The sequence below is a fragment of the Altererythrobacter sp. TH136 genome, assembly GCF_007065885.1.
GTDB lineage: Bacteria > Pseudomonadota > Alphaproteobacteria > Sphingomonadales > Sphingomonadaceae > Tsuneonella.
Genome location: NZ_CP041409.1, coordinates 1,679,542 through 1,694,784, shown reverse-complemented (window position 1 = coordinate 1,694,784; position 15,243 = coordinate 1,679,542). Strand labels below are relative to the sequence as shown.

Below are 15,243 nucleotides of genomic sequence, written 5' to 3'. Positions count from 1 at the left end.
AGACATTGCCACTGCACCGGTGCCACCTTGGTACATAGGATCCAGATGCCGCTCCTAGGCTCTTTCGGAGCAAATATACTGACTGCTGAGGACCCCTGGAGCAGGGCATTCTTTACCCCCGCAAGCCTGCTAGTTCTCTTCGCTATGCAACTAGACGCCTGAGGTGATCCCCGTCGTGGTGACGACGTATGTGCGGTATCCGCATAGCTTCGGGAACACTGACGATTTAGGCTTTGCCAATACTTTGTGCGGCTGGTTGCCTTGGGCGCTTGTGAAGTCACGCTAAGTGAGATGCGCGGAGAATGCTTGATGTCCGCTTTTGGGTCGTTCGCGGCTGTTCCGCTTGCAGGAGGCATCGCCGCATAGCAGAACGGCTTGGCAGTGGGTGGGAAGCAGTCACTCCGTGATCATGCAAAAAGCCCCGCCGGTGAGGGCGGGGCCTTTCTGTAACGTCTACCGGTCAGCTGCCCTTACGGCGTCACCACCATGTCGGCCGGCGTGATGATCGTGCCGGGGGCGACCTGCGCAAACAGCACTGCTTCACCTGATCCGGAGCCATCGGCATCGTAGAACAGCTTGCCGGTGGCCTGATCGTAGACGATCCGCTGATCAGCGGTGGTCGCCTGGGTGCCGACGGTGAACGCCGTAGCGCTCAGTTCGCCAGTCGCCAGGTTGCCGAAGATCGAGGACGAGAGGGAGATCTGGTCCACGCCAGCTTCGAAGTCCTGGATCGTGTCGACGTTGTTCGCGCCAAGGGCCGTGGTGAACGCGAACGTGTCCGCGCCGCCCAGACCGATCAGCGTATCGGCACCGCCGCCGCCGTTGAGGACGTTGGCGCCCATGTTGCCGATCACCAGCTGGCTGAACTCGTTGCCGGTGAGATCGATCGCTGCCGTCTCAGCCACAGTCTGGGTCGAGAGAGCCTCGACCTCTACACCAGCGCCAAGAGTGTAGGACACCCGGGCATAGGCCACGTCATAGCCTTCGCCGGCGTTCTCGATGATCTGCGCTGCTGCATCACCGACCACGTAGGTGTCATTGCCCTGCAGGCCTATCAGCGTATCGACCCCGCCATTGCCGTTCAGCACGTTGTCGCCGAAGTTGCCGATGATCAGCTGGTCGTGGAAGTTGCCGATCAGGTTGATGTTGGTCGTGTCGGAGTGGGTCTGGGTCGACAGGCTCTCCACGAACGACCCGCCGTTGAGCGTGTAGCTCGATGCGGTGAACACCGTGTCGTAGCCGGCATTGGGGCCTTCGATGATCACGTCATCGATCGAGTTGACCAGGTACTGGTCATCCCCGTTGCCGCCAGCCAGGGTCTCGCCGCCGGCACTGGTGGCGTAGAGCACGTCGTTGCCAGGGCCAAAGGCATTGGTGACCGACGAACCATCATCGTTGACGATGGTGACCGTGCTGCTCGACAGCAGGTTGGTCCGCCCGGCGTTCGAGTAGAGGTTCACCGTGAAGGTCTCGTTAGGCTCGATCACCTGGTCGCCCACGATGGCAATGCTGACGAACGCCGTCGACTGACCAGCAGCAAAGTTCACGGTGGTGGTGCCGCCGTCATAGTCAGAACCAGCCGTAGCGGTGCCGGCAACTGCCTGCGTGTACAAGGTCGTTGCAAACTGGCTGTTCGCCGGATCGCGCGACACCTGAACCTGCACAACGCTGACCGGCGTGTTGCCTTCAACCACGCTCGCACCGGAGATGGTGAAGGTCGCATCGTCGTTGAGGATTGTGCCGGTTGCCGTGCCGGTGCCGATGCCGCCGCCCTGGACGATCGTGGTGCCGGCGGTGGCATTCGACAGGTTGACCTGGAAGTTCTCGTTGCTCTCGTTGATCGTGTCGCCGTTGATGGTGACCGAGAAAGTCTTGGTGGTCTCGCCCGCGGCGAAGTTGATGGTCTGCGTGTTCGCCACGTAATCGGTGCCAGCCGTAGCGCCGCCCGGCAGGTCCTGCGTTGAAGCGGTGACAGAGAGCGGCGCCGAGCCGTCGGTGCGGGTGAGGGTGAACACCATCTGCGAGGTGCCGTTGTCGCCTTCAACCAGCTGACTGTTCGAGATCGACAAGTTGCCGAACGCGTCGTCGTTCTGAATGGTACCGGTTCCTCCGGTGAACATCAGGCCTGCGTTTGAACTGTTCGAGCCGCTGACAACGACGGTCTCGTTAGCTTCGACATTAAAGTCGCCGTTTACGGTGACAACGAAGTTTGCCAGCGCACCGGTCTGCCCGCCAGTCAGCACATAATCCTGGGTCGCAGCAACATAGTCTGAGCCAGCCGTGGCGGTTCCGGTGTTGTCGGTCGACAGGGTGAAGCTGATATTGCCAGTGCCGCCGGAGCGGGTCACCGAGTACACCAGCTGAGTGGTTCCATCGTTACCCTCGACAACGGTCGGGTTGCCGATCGTGATCAGGCCAGCCTGATCATCGTTGACGATCGTGCCCACGCCGGTCCCGTCGCTAATCGTTGCGTTGACCGGGTTCGACAGGTTGATCGTGAAAGTTTCATCGGCTTCGATAGCGTAATCGGCGTTTACCTGGATCGTGATGATCTTTGACGTCTCACCGTCTGCGAAGTTGACAGTGCCCGAGAACGCCTGGTTCGCAGCAACGTCGCTAGTGTCGGCGGTTCCTGCAACGCCTTGGTAGTTCACGCTCGCCGTGCCGGCTGAGCTTCCCGAACGAGTTACAGTGAAAGTGAAGGCGGTGGTGCCGCCGGTGCTGCCTTCGGCTTGGCTTACGTCGTCGATGCTCAGTGTAGCGACAGGAGCGGTGTCTGAGAACTTAATCGAAATAGCCAAATCGCCCCCAACGGAATCCAATGTGAGGCTGCCCGACGGATTTGCGGATTGAGAATAACCAAAAAATCCGTCAGTGTAGGCGTCATTTTGACTCCACTTGAACGTTAAAGCATCGTCACCATCACCATCGGCTTGCTGCCGAAAAAGAAGAACGTAACTCGAACCCGAAGTTACCTCCACATTAATACCGCTGAGGGTGATATCCTGGAACGGCCCACCACCGTAATTTAGGCTTTCACCAGGTGTATAGGTGACGATCTGAGTGGCCGAGGTGTAAACAATGGTACCGATGCTACCGTCAGCGTTGACCTGGGCAATCTGCACAATAAAACTGGCGTTATTAGGTGACTGATCTAAGTCGACTGAGAATGTTACATCCGAGATGTTCGAGCCGCCCGCCTTAAACGTTTGGAAAAACAATGGCACGCTTACTTCGCCAAGGTAACCGAAATATCCTTGGCCGCTGGGCGCGATGTTAATATCAGGCATTTTTGATAACCTTATAGAGGCTTTAACGAGCGAAATTCGGGATGCGACCCGGGGATAGTCGCGGTCTTAAGCGCACGAGCTCAGGAAGTTATCCGCTAACGCGAATCCACTGCGATGAGAGCAAGCTCCTGCTTACGCAGCTATCAGCAAATGGCCCTACGTCAATTTACTTAGTTACTGGTCATGCTCGCGAAGTGATCAGCGGCCCCTCGCAATGGGTTGCATCGAAATCCCTCCGGCCGCATTTACCGCATTTCATGTTTTCGGCGAGGTAGCTGAGCCGCGTGTCTGCTCCTCAATGCGTCGGTCGCTCCAGCAGCTTGGCGAGATCAGTTCGCCGGGTGTGGCCGCCGGCGCATGTCAGGCGTAGCTAATAGTTGTTGTTCACGATGTCGGAAGGTTGTTGATTCCCCGCGAGTAGAACGAAAGAGGAGCATCGTTAGCCACCGCTCCAAGCAAAACCCAGATTGGCAGACACTAACCGACCTCGAAGGCAATCATCTCAAATCGAACAGGTGAGATTGAGCGCACACCGTGCATCCGGCCATCCCAGCTGCCGAACCCTACTCCGATCAAGCCTGGTGAACTGAGCGCGGCATAGAACTCTCGCGGCAAATCCTTCGCACCTGCGCCTGTCACAGAATGCCATTGATCAGGGGTCAACGAAACCGCCACGGAATGTACACCAGGTGTGAGAGGCAAGGGCGTTGTGCTGTACCAGCGATAGGTTGAATATCGTCCGCGCGCAGACCAGTTGTCTCCGGCTCTCTGAATAAAAATCGAGAGAATGGGCGTGGCCGCAGGCGCTTCGCTCGCCCTGAGGCCGTCTCCGGAGACGCGGTATCGAAGCTTTATCACGCCGCTGATGGGTCCTCGTGGAGCCGTCACGCCGTCCAGCTCGGCACCGGGTGTGATCGTAGTCTGCCATAGGCCTCGGGTTGAGCTGCGCTCGATACTCACGCCGTGAGAGTAGTTACGCCCCCGTACGTCGGGTCCAACCGACCAGCTCGAGCCGGTCTGGGCGATGCTCGGGGTCGAACCTGCGGCGGCAAGCACTATCGAGAGGGCAATGGCAGCTGGGCGCATGGAGGTCTCCTAAGCATCGAGTTTTGAACAGGCGCTGTTGAACCAAACCTGATGAGCCTGTTCACCCTCGTTCAGGCTAGGTGGCCGCAACTCAAATCGGCTCGGTCCAGCGAATGATCCTCCAGGGTCGGACAGTCTGCGCCATCTCGATCGTCGGACGAACTGGCAACCACGTAACTGCCCCGCGAGAGTAACAGATAGAGCAGGGTCGGAAGCGCCATAGTGAGCGCGATGTCTACTGTGCACTCCCGCCACCAAACGACACCCCAACGATCCAGGTTCTGAATGGCGTCGTTCGCTTCGTTTGCCATCTCCAGAGCGAGTACGATCAACCAAGGTCGGAGGGTCGCGATCGAGGTTCGCAAAGCTGCGGCTGCGCAAAGTTGAAGAACCACGCCAACCAGCACATGCAGAGTGTCGTCATTGAACGGCAAGCTGGCCTCCAAGCCACCTTTTATGGATGCAAGACTCGAGCCCAGAGTGGCGACAAGCGAGAGCGCGGTTTCCATGCGCGCGGCCATTGCGCCTGCGAGATGAACGCACCCATACCGAAGGTCGCCACTAAGAGCGCATATATCGCCAATGGTTGATAGTATAGCCTTCCCTAAGCGGCAAGATTGGGGTCGTTAGCGGCTGGTCCGCTTGCAGGAAGCAGCGCCGTTTAGCAGAACGGCTGACATTTCGGCGCGAAACAGTCGCTCCGTGATCATGCAAAAAGCCCCGCCGGTGAGGGCGAGGCCTTCTTTAACGTCTACCGATCAGCTGGCCTACGGCGTCACCACCATGTCGGCAGGCGTGATCACGGTACCGGGGGTGACCTGCGCAGACAGCACGGCTTCACCAGCGCCTGAGCCATCGGCATCGTAGTTGGCGGACGTGTTCAATCGATCGATCTAATATGCGTGCATCCAAGGTGCAGCGAATGGACATTTTCATGCCCGCGCATTGCATAGGTGAAGGATGACCGGATCGGAGTTGCTCTCTTTCGATGGTTTCGAGCGGCGCCGCAGTCCCCCGCAGCAGCTTACCGGGCCTCGACATGCACCCAGCTCTTCGATCAGCTCAGCGCGATGTCGGGCGCGTCTTCCTGCTTCATGCCGACCACGTGGTACCCTGCATCGACATGGTGCACTTCGCCGGTGACCCCACTGGCGAGGTCCGACAGCAGGTACAGCCCCGCGCCGCCGACATCGTCGATGGTCACGTTGCGGCGCAGCGGGGCGTTGAGCTCGTTCCACTTGAGGATATATCGGAAATCGCCGATCCCGCTTGCAGCCAGGGTCTTGATCGGCCCGGCGGACAGCGCGTTGATGCGGATGCCATCGGGGCCGAGGTCGTTAGCTAGGTACTTCACGCTCGCCTCCAGCGCCGCCTTGGCCACGCCCATGACGTTATAGTGCGGCACCACCTTTTCCGCGCCGTAATAGCTCAGCGTCAGCATGCTTGCGCCCGGCTGCATCATCCGCGCGGCGCGCTGGGCCACCGCCACCAGGCTGTAGGCGCTGATGTTCATCGTCATCAGGAAGTTGTCGAGGCTGGTGTCGAGGTACTTGCCGCGCAGTTCATTCTTGTCGGAAAAACCGATCGCGTGAACCACGAAGTCGAGCGTTTCCCAGCGGTCCTTCAGGGTGTCGAACGCCCGGTCCAGCGCGGCCATGTCGGACACGTCGCAATCGAAGCAGAAGTTGCTGCCCAGTTGCTCGGCCAGGGGGATCACCCGCTTGCCCAGCGCTTCGCCCTGGTAGGAAAACGCCAGGCTGGCGCCATGCTGGGCCAGCTTTTGCGCGATGCCCCAGGCCAGTGACTTGTCGTTGGCCAGGCCCATGATCAGGCCTCGCTTGCCCGCCATCAGATCGCTCATCCGATACCCTCTTCCTGCATGCGCTTCAGTTCGCGCGCGGCTGCCGCTGCGTGCCGGGCGCGGTTGTCGGCTTGGCCGATGCGGTTTTCGGCCTCCTCGGGCGTCTCGGCGAGCGCCGCGTTGAGCTCGGCCCCCACGACCATCCCTAAGCCCACGAGATAGAAAAAGAAAAGCGCGATCATGATGCCGGCGAGGCTGCCGTAAGTCGCGTCATAGCTGAAGAAGCTGCGGATCGCCGGCGGCAGCGCCACCGTGACCGCCACCCACCACCCCGCCGTGGCCAATGCGCCCGGCCATTTGGGATAACGCCGGCTGCGGTAGGCCTTGGGGGTCAGTGTATAGAACAGCAGGTACAGCGAACCGAACAGGCCCAGCGCAGGCACGATGCGCGACAGCCGCAGCGCACCGATGACATCGTTCAGCCGCGGCAGATAGGCGTCGATCACTTCCTGCGCGGTCCCGATGAGCACCTGCGCGAGCAGGCTGATCATCAACAGCACCACCGCGCCGAAGATGACACCGGCGGAGAACAGCCGATACTTCCAGAACGCGTGCACCGCCTTGGTGCCATAGGCGCGGCGAAGGATGTCGCGGATGGTCTCGATCAGGCTGGACACCGTCCACAACCCGAACAGCGCGCCCAGCCACAGGAACCAGCCGTTGCGGTCCTGCACCACGCTGCGTGCGACCGGTTCGATCACGTTGCCGACCAGCGGAGGCAGGGCATAGAGGATCGCGTCGATCGAGGCCGCCCGATCGGCTTCCTCGCCCACGAGGGAAAAGATCGCCGCGCCGAGGATGAAGAACGGAAAGATCGCCAGGATCGCCATGTAGGCGAGATTCCCGGCATGGATGAACCCGTCGTTGTAGGCGCCGATGAGCACCCGTTTGCCGATCTCGAACGCGCGCGTGCCGGGGCCGACCTCGCTGAGCACCCGCGCCCTGAGGTGGGGCCGGTGACGCAGGGCATCCTGCCGCCGCTCTTCCGGTGACAGCGTATGGACGACGCGTTCTTCGGGTTCGGGCAGGACCTCTTCGCTCATGCGATCTTCTTGGCTGGCTTGCCGAGTGTCGCCGGGAAGGGCTTACACGCCAAGCTTGGCCCGCGGATTGCGGGTGTCGTGCCAACCTTCAAGCCGGCGGCCCAGTTCCGCGACGTCATCCGGAAGATCGATCTCCAGCGTGACGAGCTGGTCACCGCGAGAGCCGTCCTTGCGCGAAAAGCCCTTGCCGCCGAGGCGCATGGTGGTGCCGCCGCTGGTCCCCGGTTTGATCGTCAGCATCACCGGGCCGTCCACGGTGGGCACCTTGATCCGGGCGCCGGTGACCGCTTCGTTAAGCGTGAGCGGCAGATCGAGCCGCACGTTATCGCCCTCGCGGCGGAAGTAGGGGTGACTTTCCACCGAGATCGTCACCAGCCCGTCGCCGGTGCCGCCCGGTCCCTGCTGGCCTTTGCCCTTCAGCCGCATCTGGGTGCCGTCCTCGACCCCGGCTGGCAGCTTGAGGTCGATCGTCTTGCCATCGGCCAGCGTGATCCGCTGATCGGCACGGCGCGCGGCGTCGACGAACGGTACGCGCAGGCGATAGGCGATGTCGCCGCCCTTGGGCGGGGGCGCCGCGCGGCGCTGTTGGCCGCCGAATCCGCCGGGTCCCGCCCCGCCGAAGCCGCCACCTTGCCCGAACGGGCTGCTGCGGGCGCCGCCGCCGAACAGGCCTTCGAACAGGTCGCCGAGATCGACCCCGTCCGCCCCGCCGCCCATGCCTTGCAGATCTTCGGGCCGGAACCCACCAGGCCGGCCGCCCCCAAATCCGCCGCCGCCAAATCCACCGCCCCCGAATCCACCGTGACCGGCAAACGGATTGGCCGGATTGCCGTCGGCATCGATTTCGCCTCGGTCGAACCGGGCGCGCCTGTCCTTGTCGGACAGCAGATCGTACGCGCGGGTTACGTCCGAGAAGCGTTCCGCCGCCTTGGGATTGTCGGCGTTGCGATCGGGGTGCAGCTCCTTGGCGAGCTTGCGATAGGCGCTCTTAATTTCCTTCTCGGTCGCGCCGCGTGCAACACCGAGAGTCGTATAAGGATCGGATTTGCTAGCCATGTGGCGTGTTAGCTAGGTGAGGCACTGCGCCGGCGCAAGCAGCGCGCGCTTTCCTACATGCGCGGCCTTGGGTAGGGCACGGGCATGATCCTTCGCGCAACCGACCGACAGGCTTTTCGGGGGTCCAGTTCAACGGCCACGGGACAGCCCGGAATATCTTCGCCAGAACAGTGTGACACGTGTGACACTTTCGCTGGAGCCCGCGATGAACGCTGACCAATCCGCGCTGCTCGACAGTGACCCGCTCGGCCTGTTCGCCGCTTGGTTCGCCGAGGCGCGGGAGAGCGAACCCAATGACGCTAACGCCATGGCGCTTGCCACGGCCACGCCCGCCGGCGTGCCGTCCGTCCGCATGGTGTTGCTAAAGGATTACGGCGACGAAGGGTTCACCTTCTACACCAACGCGCAGAGCCGCAAGGGCGCGGAGATCCTCGCCAATCCGCGCGCCGCGCTGCTGTTCCACTGGAAGAGCCTGCGCCGCCAGATCCGCATCGAAGGTCCGCTGCGCGAAGTTCCCGCGAGCATGGCGGACGATTACTTCCACTCCCGCGCGTTCGTCAGCCAGGTCGGCTCGGCCGCGAGCGACCAGTCACGCCCGCTGGACAGCCGCGCGACCTACGTCGCGCGGGTCGAGGCGCTGGAGAAAGTGTACAAGGCTGATGGTGAGGTGCCGCGCCCGCCGCACTGGTCCGGCTTCACGCTGGATCCGGAAGCGATCGAGTTCTGGCTCGACCGGCCCGGCCGCCTGCACGACCGCCGCCGCTTCACCCGCACCGAGGGCGGCGGCTGGGCCAGCACGCTGCTGTACCCGTGACGGCTTCGACCGCATCGGCTGACCGCGGCGCCCTCACCCGCAGCGCCGCCTATGCCTCGATCGCGGTGGCCGCACTGCTGGCGGTGCTGAAGACCTGGGCGGTGTGGAAATCGGATTCCACCGCGATGCTCGGCAGCCTCGCCGACACCGGGCTCGATCTGGTTGCCAGCATCGCCACCCTGATCGGCGTGTGGATCGCGGCTCAGCCGGCCGACCGTGACCATCGCTTCGGGCACGGCAAGGCAGAGGCACTGGCGGCGCTATTCCAGGTGGTGCTGATCGCCCTCTCGGCCGCCGGCATCGCCATGCGCGCGGTGGGGGCGCTGGTCGGCGGCGAGCGAGTCGCCTCGGCTGACGAAGGCATCGTGGTATCGGTCATTGCCATGGTCGCGACACTCGGCCTGCTGGCGTGGCAGCGGCACGTGATCCGCCGGACCGGCAGCCTCGCGATCAAGACCGACAATGTGCACTACCAGTCGGACCTCCTGCTCAACCTGGCGGTGATCGCCGCGCTGGCGCTTGATCGATTCGTCGGGATCGCCGGGGCAGATCCGGCATTCGGCCTTGCCATCGCCGCCTGGCTCGGCTGGGGGGCGTGGCGCGCCTCGTCCGAAGCGGTCAACCACCTGATGGACAAGGAGTGGCCCGACGATAAGCGCGAGGCGTTCGTCGCCGCGCTCGCCGGGCATCCTGAACTGCGCGGAGTGCACGACCTGCGCACCCGCACATCGGGCATGCACGACTTCGTCCAGTTCCATGCCGCGGTCGATCCGCGCATGACGATCGCCCAGGCGCACCGGGTGATGGACGAGCTCGAAGCCCGGATCGAAGCCGAGTTTCCCGGTGTCGAGGTGCTGATCCACCCCGACCCTGACGGGCTGGTCGACGAGGAAGGCGCCGCCGCGGAGGAACTGCTTCCCGCCGAACCGCAAGGAGACCCGCAATGAAGCTGCCGTACTGGCACGTCGACGCTTTCGCCGCGCGCCCGTTCGCCGGCAACCAGGCCGCGGTCATGCCGCTCGACGAGTGGCTGCCCGATGAAACGCTGCAGGCGATCGGGGAGGAGAACAACTTTGCGGAGACCGCCTTCGTGGTGCGCGATGCGACCGGTGAATGCGACTGGGAACTGCGCTGGTTCACCCCGACCACCGAGATCCGCCTGTGCGGGCACGCGACGCTGGCCAGCGGGCACGTGCTGCTGGAGCGAGACGGCGGTGAGCGGGTAACCTTCCGAACCCGCCGCGCGGGCAATCTCGAGGTGCGGCGCACGGGCGAAGGATACGAACTCGCGCTGCCCGCCATTCCGACCGAGCGGGGCGAATTCGCCGAAGCGGTGGCGCTGCTCGGCGCTGCGCCTGAGGAGGTGTGGCTCAGTCCCGATCGCTACGGCATCTACCTGTTCGCGCACGAGGACGAGGTGCGGGCGCTGACGCCGGACCTGCGCGGGCTGGGCGCGCTCGGCGATCATCAGTACATCTGCACCGCGCCGGGCCGCGACTTCGATGTCGTCAGCCGGGTATTCGTGCCGGGCGGCGGCGTGGACGAGGATTCGGTCACCGGATCGGCGCACGCGGCGCTGACTCCGTTCTGGTCCGCGCGGCTGGGGCGAGACCGCTTCACCGCGCATCAGGCTTCGCGGCGCGGCGGCGATCTCGCCTGCCGGTTCGCCAGGGAACGCGGCGGTGACCGCGCGTGGCTCGGCGGCCGGTGCGTCACGGTGGTGGAGGGGAGCTTCTACTTGCCCGGGTAAAGCTCGACGATGTCAGCCAGCTCCTGGACCTCGCGCGGGATCTCCTCGCTGTTCGAGTGGCCGAGGCGGGCCACCACCAGTTTGCGGTCCGGCGCCACGATCACGAACTGGCCCATGTGGCCGATCATCGCGAACGCGGACTTCGGCCCACGTTCACCGAACAGCGGATCATCGCCCTCGGGCGCGCCCTGATTGAGCCAGGTCTGCGCGCCATAATTGCCCCGGCGGGGGCTCGGCGCGGTCATGAACTCGACCCAGCGGCGCGGGACCACCTGGGTGCCCTTGTAGGAACCCTTGTTGCGCAGGAAATCGCCGAACCGGGCCCAGTCGCGCGCCGTGCCGTGGACCAGGCTGCCACCGATCAACGTGCCCGAGCGGTCGAATTCCGGCACCATCGAGTCCATGCCGAGCGGCTTGAACAGGCGGCTGTGGAGATAGTCGGCCACCGCCCGCCGGCGCAGTTCCGGATCGGTGCTGCGGGTCAGCACCCGCGCCGCGATGTCCGCCAGGATCACGGTCGTGTTGCTCGAATATTCGAACTTCGCGCCCGGTTCGCTCTCCAGTGGCTGGCTCTCGGCATAGTCCGCCATGTCGTCGCGCCCATCGAGGAACAGCATCCGCACCTCCCCCGATTCATACGGCGGATCGCACGATTCGCAGTGGCGGAGACCGCTGCGCATTTGCAGCAACTGGCGCAGCGTGATTTCGCCGCGGGGATCCCCCGGCCGTTGCCAGCGCGGCACCGGGGGCGATTGGTCGAGGTACAGGCGGCCGTCGGCGATCAACATGCCGATCATCGTGGCGGTCACGGTCTTGGCCATTGACCAGCTGACGAAGCGGGTGTCCGGACCGTATCCCTGAGCATAGCGTTCCGCCGCGATTCTCCCGCCGTGCATCACCACCACCGCGCGGGTTTCGCCAACGCCGTCCTTGGTGAACGCATCGTCGAGCGCCCGCGCCAGATCCTCGGTCGGCGCGCCGGGATCGTCGGACACGGCGGCAAGCGCCTCCTTGCTCAGCGGCTCCGGTTCGCCCGGATTCGAAGAGCAGCCGGCAAGCACTGGCAGCAGCAGGATCGGGGCGATAAGGCGGGGGGAGCAAAGCTTCGGCACGGCGTCGGCGCATCGCATGGAGGATTCCCGCTTGGCAACGGGTAAGGCACGCAACGGGGCACGCACCGGGGCAGGTAAGGGCGCGCGCACGACGAACCGGCCGCTATGGGTCGCTGCCGTCGTCGTGGCGCTGCTGGCGCTGTGGGCCGCATTCGGCTCGGTTGCCCGCGGCTATGCGCACGCCGGCACCGCGTACGGGGCACGGGTTGCTTGTTCGTGTCGCTATGTCGCGGGGCGGAGCCTGGAGGATTGCGCGAAAGACAAGCTCGGCGGCATGGAGCTGGTCACCCTGTCGGATAACAACGCGGCGAAAAGCGTGACCGCGCGCATGTTGATCCTCGCCAGCGACACCGCGACCTACCGCAAAGGCTATGGCTGTGTGCTGGAGCCCTGGGACGATTGATCAGGCGGCAGGCTCGGTACTGTCGATCCAGCCGCCGCCGACCACCCGCTCACCGGCAGAGATCACCGCCGCCTGCCCGGGTGCAACGCCGAATTCCGGCGCGGCGAAGCGGATGGTAACGGTCGCCCCGTCCCCCAGCGGCCCGTCCAGCGTGATCGGCACCGGCTTTGCCAGGCTGCGCACCTTGGCGGTCAGTGGCTGCGCCGGCAGCGGCCCGATGCGATTGGTCTCGACCACCCGCGCCGCGCTGACGCCAAGCATGGCCCGCGGGCCCACGCGTACTTCGGCCGCGTCGGCATCGATCCCGATGACATAGAGCGGCTCCGGCTGCCCGCCGATCTCCAGCCCGCGCCGCTGGCCGACGGTGAAGTGGATCACGCCTTTGTGAGCGCCCAGGTGCTCGCCGGTCTGCGCGTGGACGATTGCCCCCGGACGCGCGCCTTCGGGCCGCAGCTTCTCCACGATGCGGGCGTAGTTGCCGTCCGGCACGAAGCAGATGTCCTGGCTGTCGGGCTTGGCGGCGTTGCGCAAGGATGAGGCTTCGGCGATCCGGCGCACCTCGGTCTTCTCAAGCCCGCCTAGTGGGAAGCGCAGGAAAGCGAGCTGTTCGTCCGTAGTGCCGTACAGGAAATACGACTGATCGCGCGCCGGATCGATCGCGCGGTGAAGCTCGTCCCCGATCCGCCGCACATAGTGGCCGGTGGCAAGGCAGTCCGCCCCCAACTCTCGCGCCATGCGCAGCAGGTCGGTAAACTTGGGCCCCATGTTGCAGCGGATGCAGGGCACTGGCGTGCGGCCGGACAGATAATCGTCGGCGAAGCGCTCGACCACTTCCTCGCGGAAGGCGCTCTCGTGGTCGAACACGTAATGCGCGATGCCCAGGCGATCGGCGACATCACGTGCATCGCGGATGTCATCGCCGGCGCAACAGGCGCCCTTGCGCCCCGTGGCCGCGCCGTAATCGTACAGCTGCAAGGTGATGCCGATCGTCTCCGCGCCGCTGGCCGCCGCAAGCGCGGCGACCACCGAACTGTCCACGCCGCCCGACATCGCCACGACGATCCGGCACTCGGACGCCGGGCGCGGCAGGTCGAACAGCGCGGAGGCTTGTGGAGCGGTGAGCGCAGGAGTGAGGGTGGAATGAAGGTTCATGGGCGACCGGGCGCATACACGCGTCCTGTGCTCGATGCCAGAAAGGGCAGCGGGCGAAGTCCTAACGCAGGGTAAATTCCGGCTTTACCGGTTCTTGACCGGTCGCCGGCTAAGCGGTGTGCATGTTTGAACGGATCATCATCGGCGAAACCGCTGACAGCGGCGGCCTGCGCCCGCTCGACTGGAGCGAACTGGTCGCCCGCCTTTCAGCCGAGCGCGATGTAAGGGGCCTATTCGCCCGGCACGGCGCGCTGGGGGGCAGTTTCGCGGCACATGCCGGGGGGATCACGCGCGAGGCGTCACCGCGCGCGTCAGGCGAACGCGGTGTTAACCTTGGCTATTTAGGCAGTGGCAAACGGGCAGACGCCACAACAGCCGCCGCCGCTTCTACCGCGGATCATGGCGACCGGGATAAGTGATGATCGAGAACCAGAAAATTCGTCCCGCCCAGGTGATCGGCCCGCTCGGCGAGCCGCTGGGAATCGCGGACCTGCCGCCGCCCAACACGAAGCGGTGGGTTGTTCGCCGCAAGGCAGAGGTCGTTGCTGCGGTAAGCGGCGGCCTGCTGTCGATCGACGAGGTGCTCGAGCGGTATAATCTCACCCTCGAAGAATTCGCGTCCTGGCAGCGGGCGGTTGACCGTTCGGGCATGCAAGGCCTGCGCGTAACGCGTATCCAGCATTATCGCGATCTGTACGAACGCCAACTGAAGTATTGATGCAATCTACCCGTTAAATTTGAACGCTGGTTCAAGACCCTCGTCCACCATTCATCGCATTCCGGGAACGCTCTGTGCGGCGCGCCGTTTGAACCGGCGTACGTAGCGCAATTAGAGCGCGAAACAGGAGGAATGTTATGGAAGGCGATGGCGTTGGAATTCTGACCATGATCATTGTCGGCGGTGTCGCCGGCTGGCTGGCAAGCATGGTCATGAGCCGCGATGGTTCGATGGGTATCCTGCTCAACATCGTTGTCGGCATTGTCGGCGGCTTCCTGGGTGGTCTGCTGCTCGGCGGCCTGATCCCGGGTGACGGCTGGATCCACTACCTTATCACCGCCTTCATCGGTGCAGTGATCCTGCTGCTGATTGCGAACCTGATCCAGCGCAAGCGCGTCAGGTAAGCCCCAAACTTACGTGATTTGAAGGGCGGCGAGCTTCGGCTTGCCGCCCTTTTTCATGCCCCAAGCCTTTCGGAAGGTCATCGCGCCGCCGTTCATGCAGTAGCGCTTGCCTGTAGGCTTCGGTCCATCGTTGAACACGTGCCCCAGGTGCCCGCCGCAGTCGGCGCAGAGCACTTCCGTCCGCGGAATGCCGATCTTGTAGTCGGTGTCGGTGACGATCGCTCCGCCAAGCGGTTGCCAGAAACTAGGCCAGCCGGTCCCGCTCTCGAACTTGGTCGCGGAAGAATAGAGTGCGTTGCCGCATCCTGCACAGTGAAACGTGCCCTTGCGGTGCTCCTTGTTGAGCGGCGATGCACCCGGCCGTTCGGTGCCAGCCTTACGCAGTATCTCGTACTGCACCTTCGTCAGTTTGGCCCTCCACTGGGCATCGCTCAGCCCTTTCGGCCAAGTGCGCGCTTGGGCGGGGGAGCCGCCGCAAGCAGCGAGCACGGGAACGGCCGCGGTAGCGCCAAGCCAGGCGAGAAACGAGCGTCGGGTGTTGATCATGCCGTGTC

General features: G+C 64.0%; 15 protein-coding genes. 7 read left to right on the top strand and 8 right to left on the bottom strand.

The genetic code is table 11. The annotated features are described in order from the left end of the window. Positions 1 to 470 precede the first annotated feature (470 nt). From C0V74_RS08150 to C0V74_RS08130, 5 genes are all read right to left on the bottom strand, one after another. On the bottom strand, positions 471 to 3,290 hold the full coding sequence (locus tag C0V74_RS08150) for a Calx-beta domain-containing protein (RefSeq protein WP_143251340.1): 2,820 nt from the start codon (positions 3,288 to 3,290) through the stop codon (positions 471 to 473). Positions 3,291 to 4,447: 1,157 nt separating this feature from the next. Further along, positions 4,448 to 4,885, bottom strand: a complete 438-nt coding sequence (locus C0V74_RS08145; protein WP_143251339.1) for a hypothetical protein — start codon at positions 4,883 to 4,885, stop codon at positions 4,448 to 4,450. Positions 4,886 to 5,433: 548 nt separating this feature from the next. Further along, entirely contained in the window at positions 5,434 to 6,237 is an 804-nt protein-coding gene (gene fabI, locus C0V74_RS08140) for an enoyl-ACP reductase FabI (protein ID WP_143251338.1), read from the bottom strand. Beyond that, positions 6,234 to 7,280 (bottom strand): YihY/virulence factor BrkB family protein, encoded by a 1,047-nt coding sequence (locus tag C0V74_RS08135; protein WP_131622336.1) that lies wholly within the window; start codon positions 7,278 to 7,280, stop codon positions 6,234 to 6,236. The genes fabI and C0V74_RS08135 overlap by 4 nt, the downstream gene beginning before the upstream one ends. 42 nt (positions 7,281 to 7,322) lie before the next feature. Beyond that, positions 7,323 to 8,336: a DnaJ C-terminal domain-containing protein gene (locus tag C0V74_RS08130; RefSeq protein ID WP_143251337.1), complete on the bottom strand. Its 1,014-nt coding sequence runs from the start codon at positions 8,334 to 8,336 to the stop codon at positions 7,323 to 7,325. Between the two features lie 205 nt (positions 8,337 to 8,541). On the opposite strand from C0V74_RS08130, the gene pdxH reads away from it, so the two are divergent. From pdxH to C0V74_RS08115, 3 genes are read left to right on the top strand one after another with little or no spacing between them, the layout of a single operon-like run. Then, a complete protein-coding gene (gene pdxH, locus C0V74_RS08125) occupies positions 8,542 to 9,150 on the top strand; it encodes a pyridoxamine 5'-phosphate oxidase (RefSeq protein WP_143251336.1) in 609 nt (202 codons plus the stop codon). Beyond that, entirely contained in the window at positions 9,147 to 10,097 is a 951-nt protein-coding gene (locus C0V74_RS08120; protein ID WP_143251335.1) for a cation diffusion facilitator family transporter, read from the top strand. The genes pdxH and C0V74_RS08120 overlap by 4 nt, the downstream gene beginning before the upstream one ends. Then, positions 10,094 to 10,900 carry a PhzF family phenazine biosynthesis protein gene (locus C0V74_RS08115; protein ID WP_143251334.1) on the top strand — a complete coding sequence of 269 codons (807 nt, stop codon included), beginning with the start codon at positions 10,094 to 10,096 and terminating at the stop codon, positions 10,898 to 10,900. The genes C0V74_RS08120 and C0V74_RS08115 overlap by 4 nt, the downstream gene beginning before the upstream one ends. Here C0V74_RS08115 and C0V74_RS08110 read toward each other — a convergent pair. After that, positions 10,885 to 12,012, bottom strand: a complete 1,128-nt coding sequence (locus tag C0V74_RS08110) for a serine hydrolase (RefSeq protein WP_246844804.1) — start codon at positions 12,010 to 12,012, stop codon at positions 10,885 to 10,887. The genes C0V74_RS08115 and C0V74_RS08110 overlap by 16 nt on opposite strands. A gap of 16 nt (positions 12,013 to 12,028) precedes the next feature. Here C0V74_RS08110 and C0V74_RS08105 point away from each other — a divergent pair, with 16 nt between their 5' ends. Continuing rightward, positions 12,029 to 12,415: a hypothetical protein gene (locus tag C0V74_RS08105; RefSeq protein ID WP_246844803.1), complete on the top strand. Its 387-nt coding sequence runs from the start codon at positions 12,029 to 12,031 to the stop codon at positions 12,413 to 12,415. Here C0V74_RS08105 and mnmA read toward each other — a convergent pair whose 3' ends face one another. Further along, positions 12,416 to 13,567 carry a tRNA 2-thiouridine(34) synthase MnmA gene (gene mnmA, locus C0V74_RS08100; RefSeq protein ID WP_143251332.1) on the bottom strand — a complete coding sequence of 384 codons (1,152 nt, stop codon included), beginning with the start codon at positions 13,565 to 13,567 and terminating at the stop codon, positions 12,416 to 12,418. 122 nt (positions 13,568 to 13,689) lie between these two features. Here mnmA and C0V74_RS08095 point away from each other — a divergent pair, with 122 nt between their 5' ends. From C0V74_RS08095 to C0V74_RS08085, 3 genes are all read left to right on the top strand, one after another. Next, on the top strand, positions 13,690 to 13,986 hold the full coding sequence (locus C0V74_RS08095) for a hypothetical protein (RefSeq protein WP_143251331.1): 297 nt from the start codon (positions 13,690 to 13,692) through the stop codon (positions 13,984 to 13,986). After that, the gene (locus C0V74_RS08090; RefSeq protein ID WP_131622320.1) at positions 13,986 to 14,285 is read left to right on the top strand and encodes a DUF1153 domain-containing protein; all 300 of its coding nucleotides are present in this window, start codon (positions 13,986 to 13,988) and stop codon (positions 14,283 to 14,285) included. Before C0V74_RS08095 ends, C0V74_RS08090 begins: the two co-directional genes overlap by 1 nt. Before the next feature lie 137 nt (positions 14,286 to 14,422). Further along, the gene (locus tag C0V74_RS08085; RefSeq protein WP_131622319.1) at positions 14,423 to 14,689 is read left to right on the top strand and encodes a GlsB/YeaQ/YmgE family stress response membrane protein; all 267 of its coding nucleotides are present in this window, start codon (positions 14,423 to 14,425) and stop codon (positions 14,687 to 14,689) included. A 9-nt stretch (positions 14,690 to 14,698) separates the two neighbouring features. Here C0V74_RS08085 and msrB read toward each other — a convergent pair whose 3' ends face one another. Further along, positions 14,699 to 15,235 (bottom strand): peptide-methionine (R)-S-oxide reductase MsrB, encoded by a 537-nt coding sequence (gene msrB / locus C0V74_RS08080; protein ID WP_143251330.1) that lies wholly within the window; start codon positions 15,233 to 15,235, stop codon positions 14,699 to 14,701. Positions 15,236 to 15,243 lie beyond the last annotated feature (8 nt).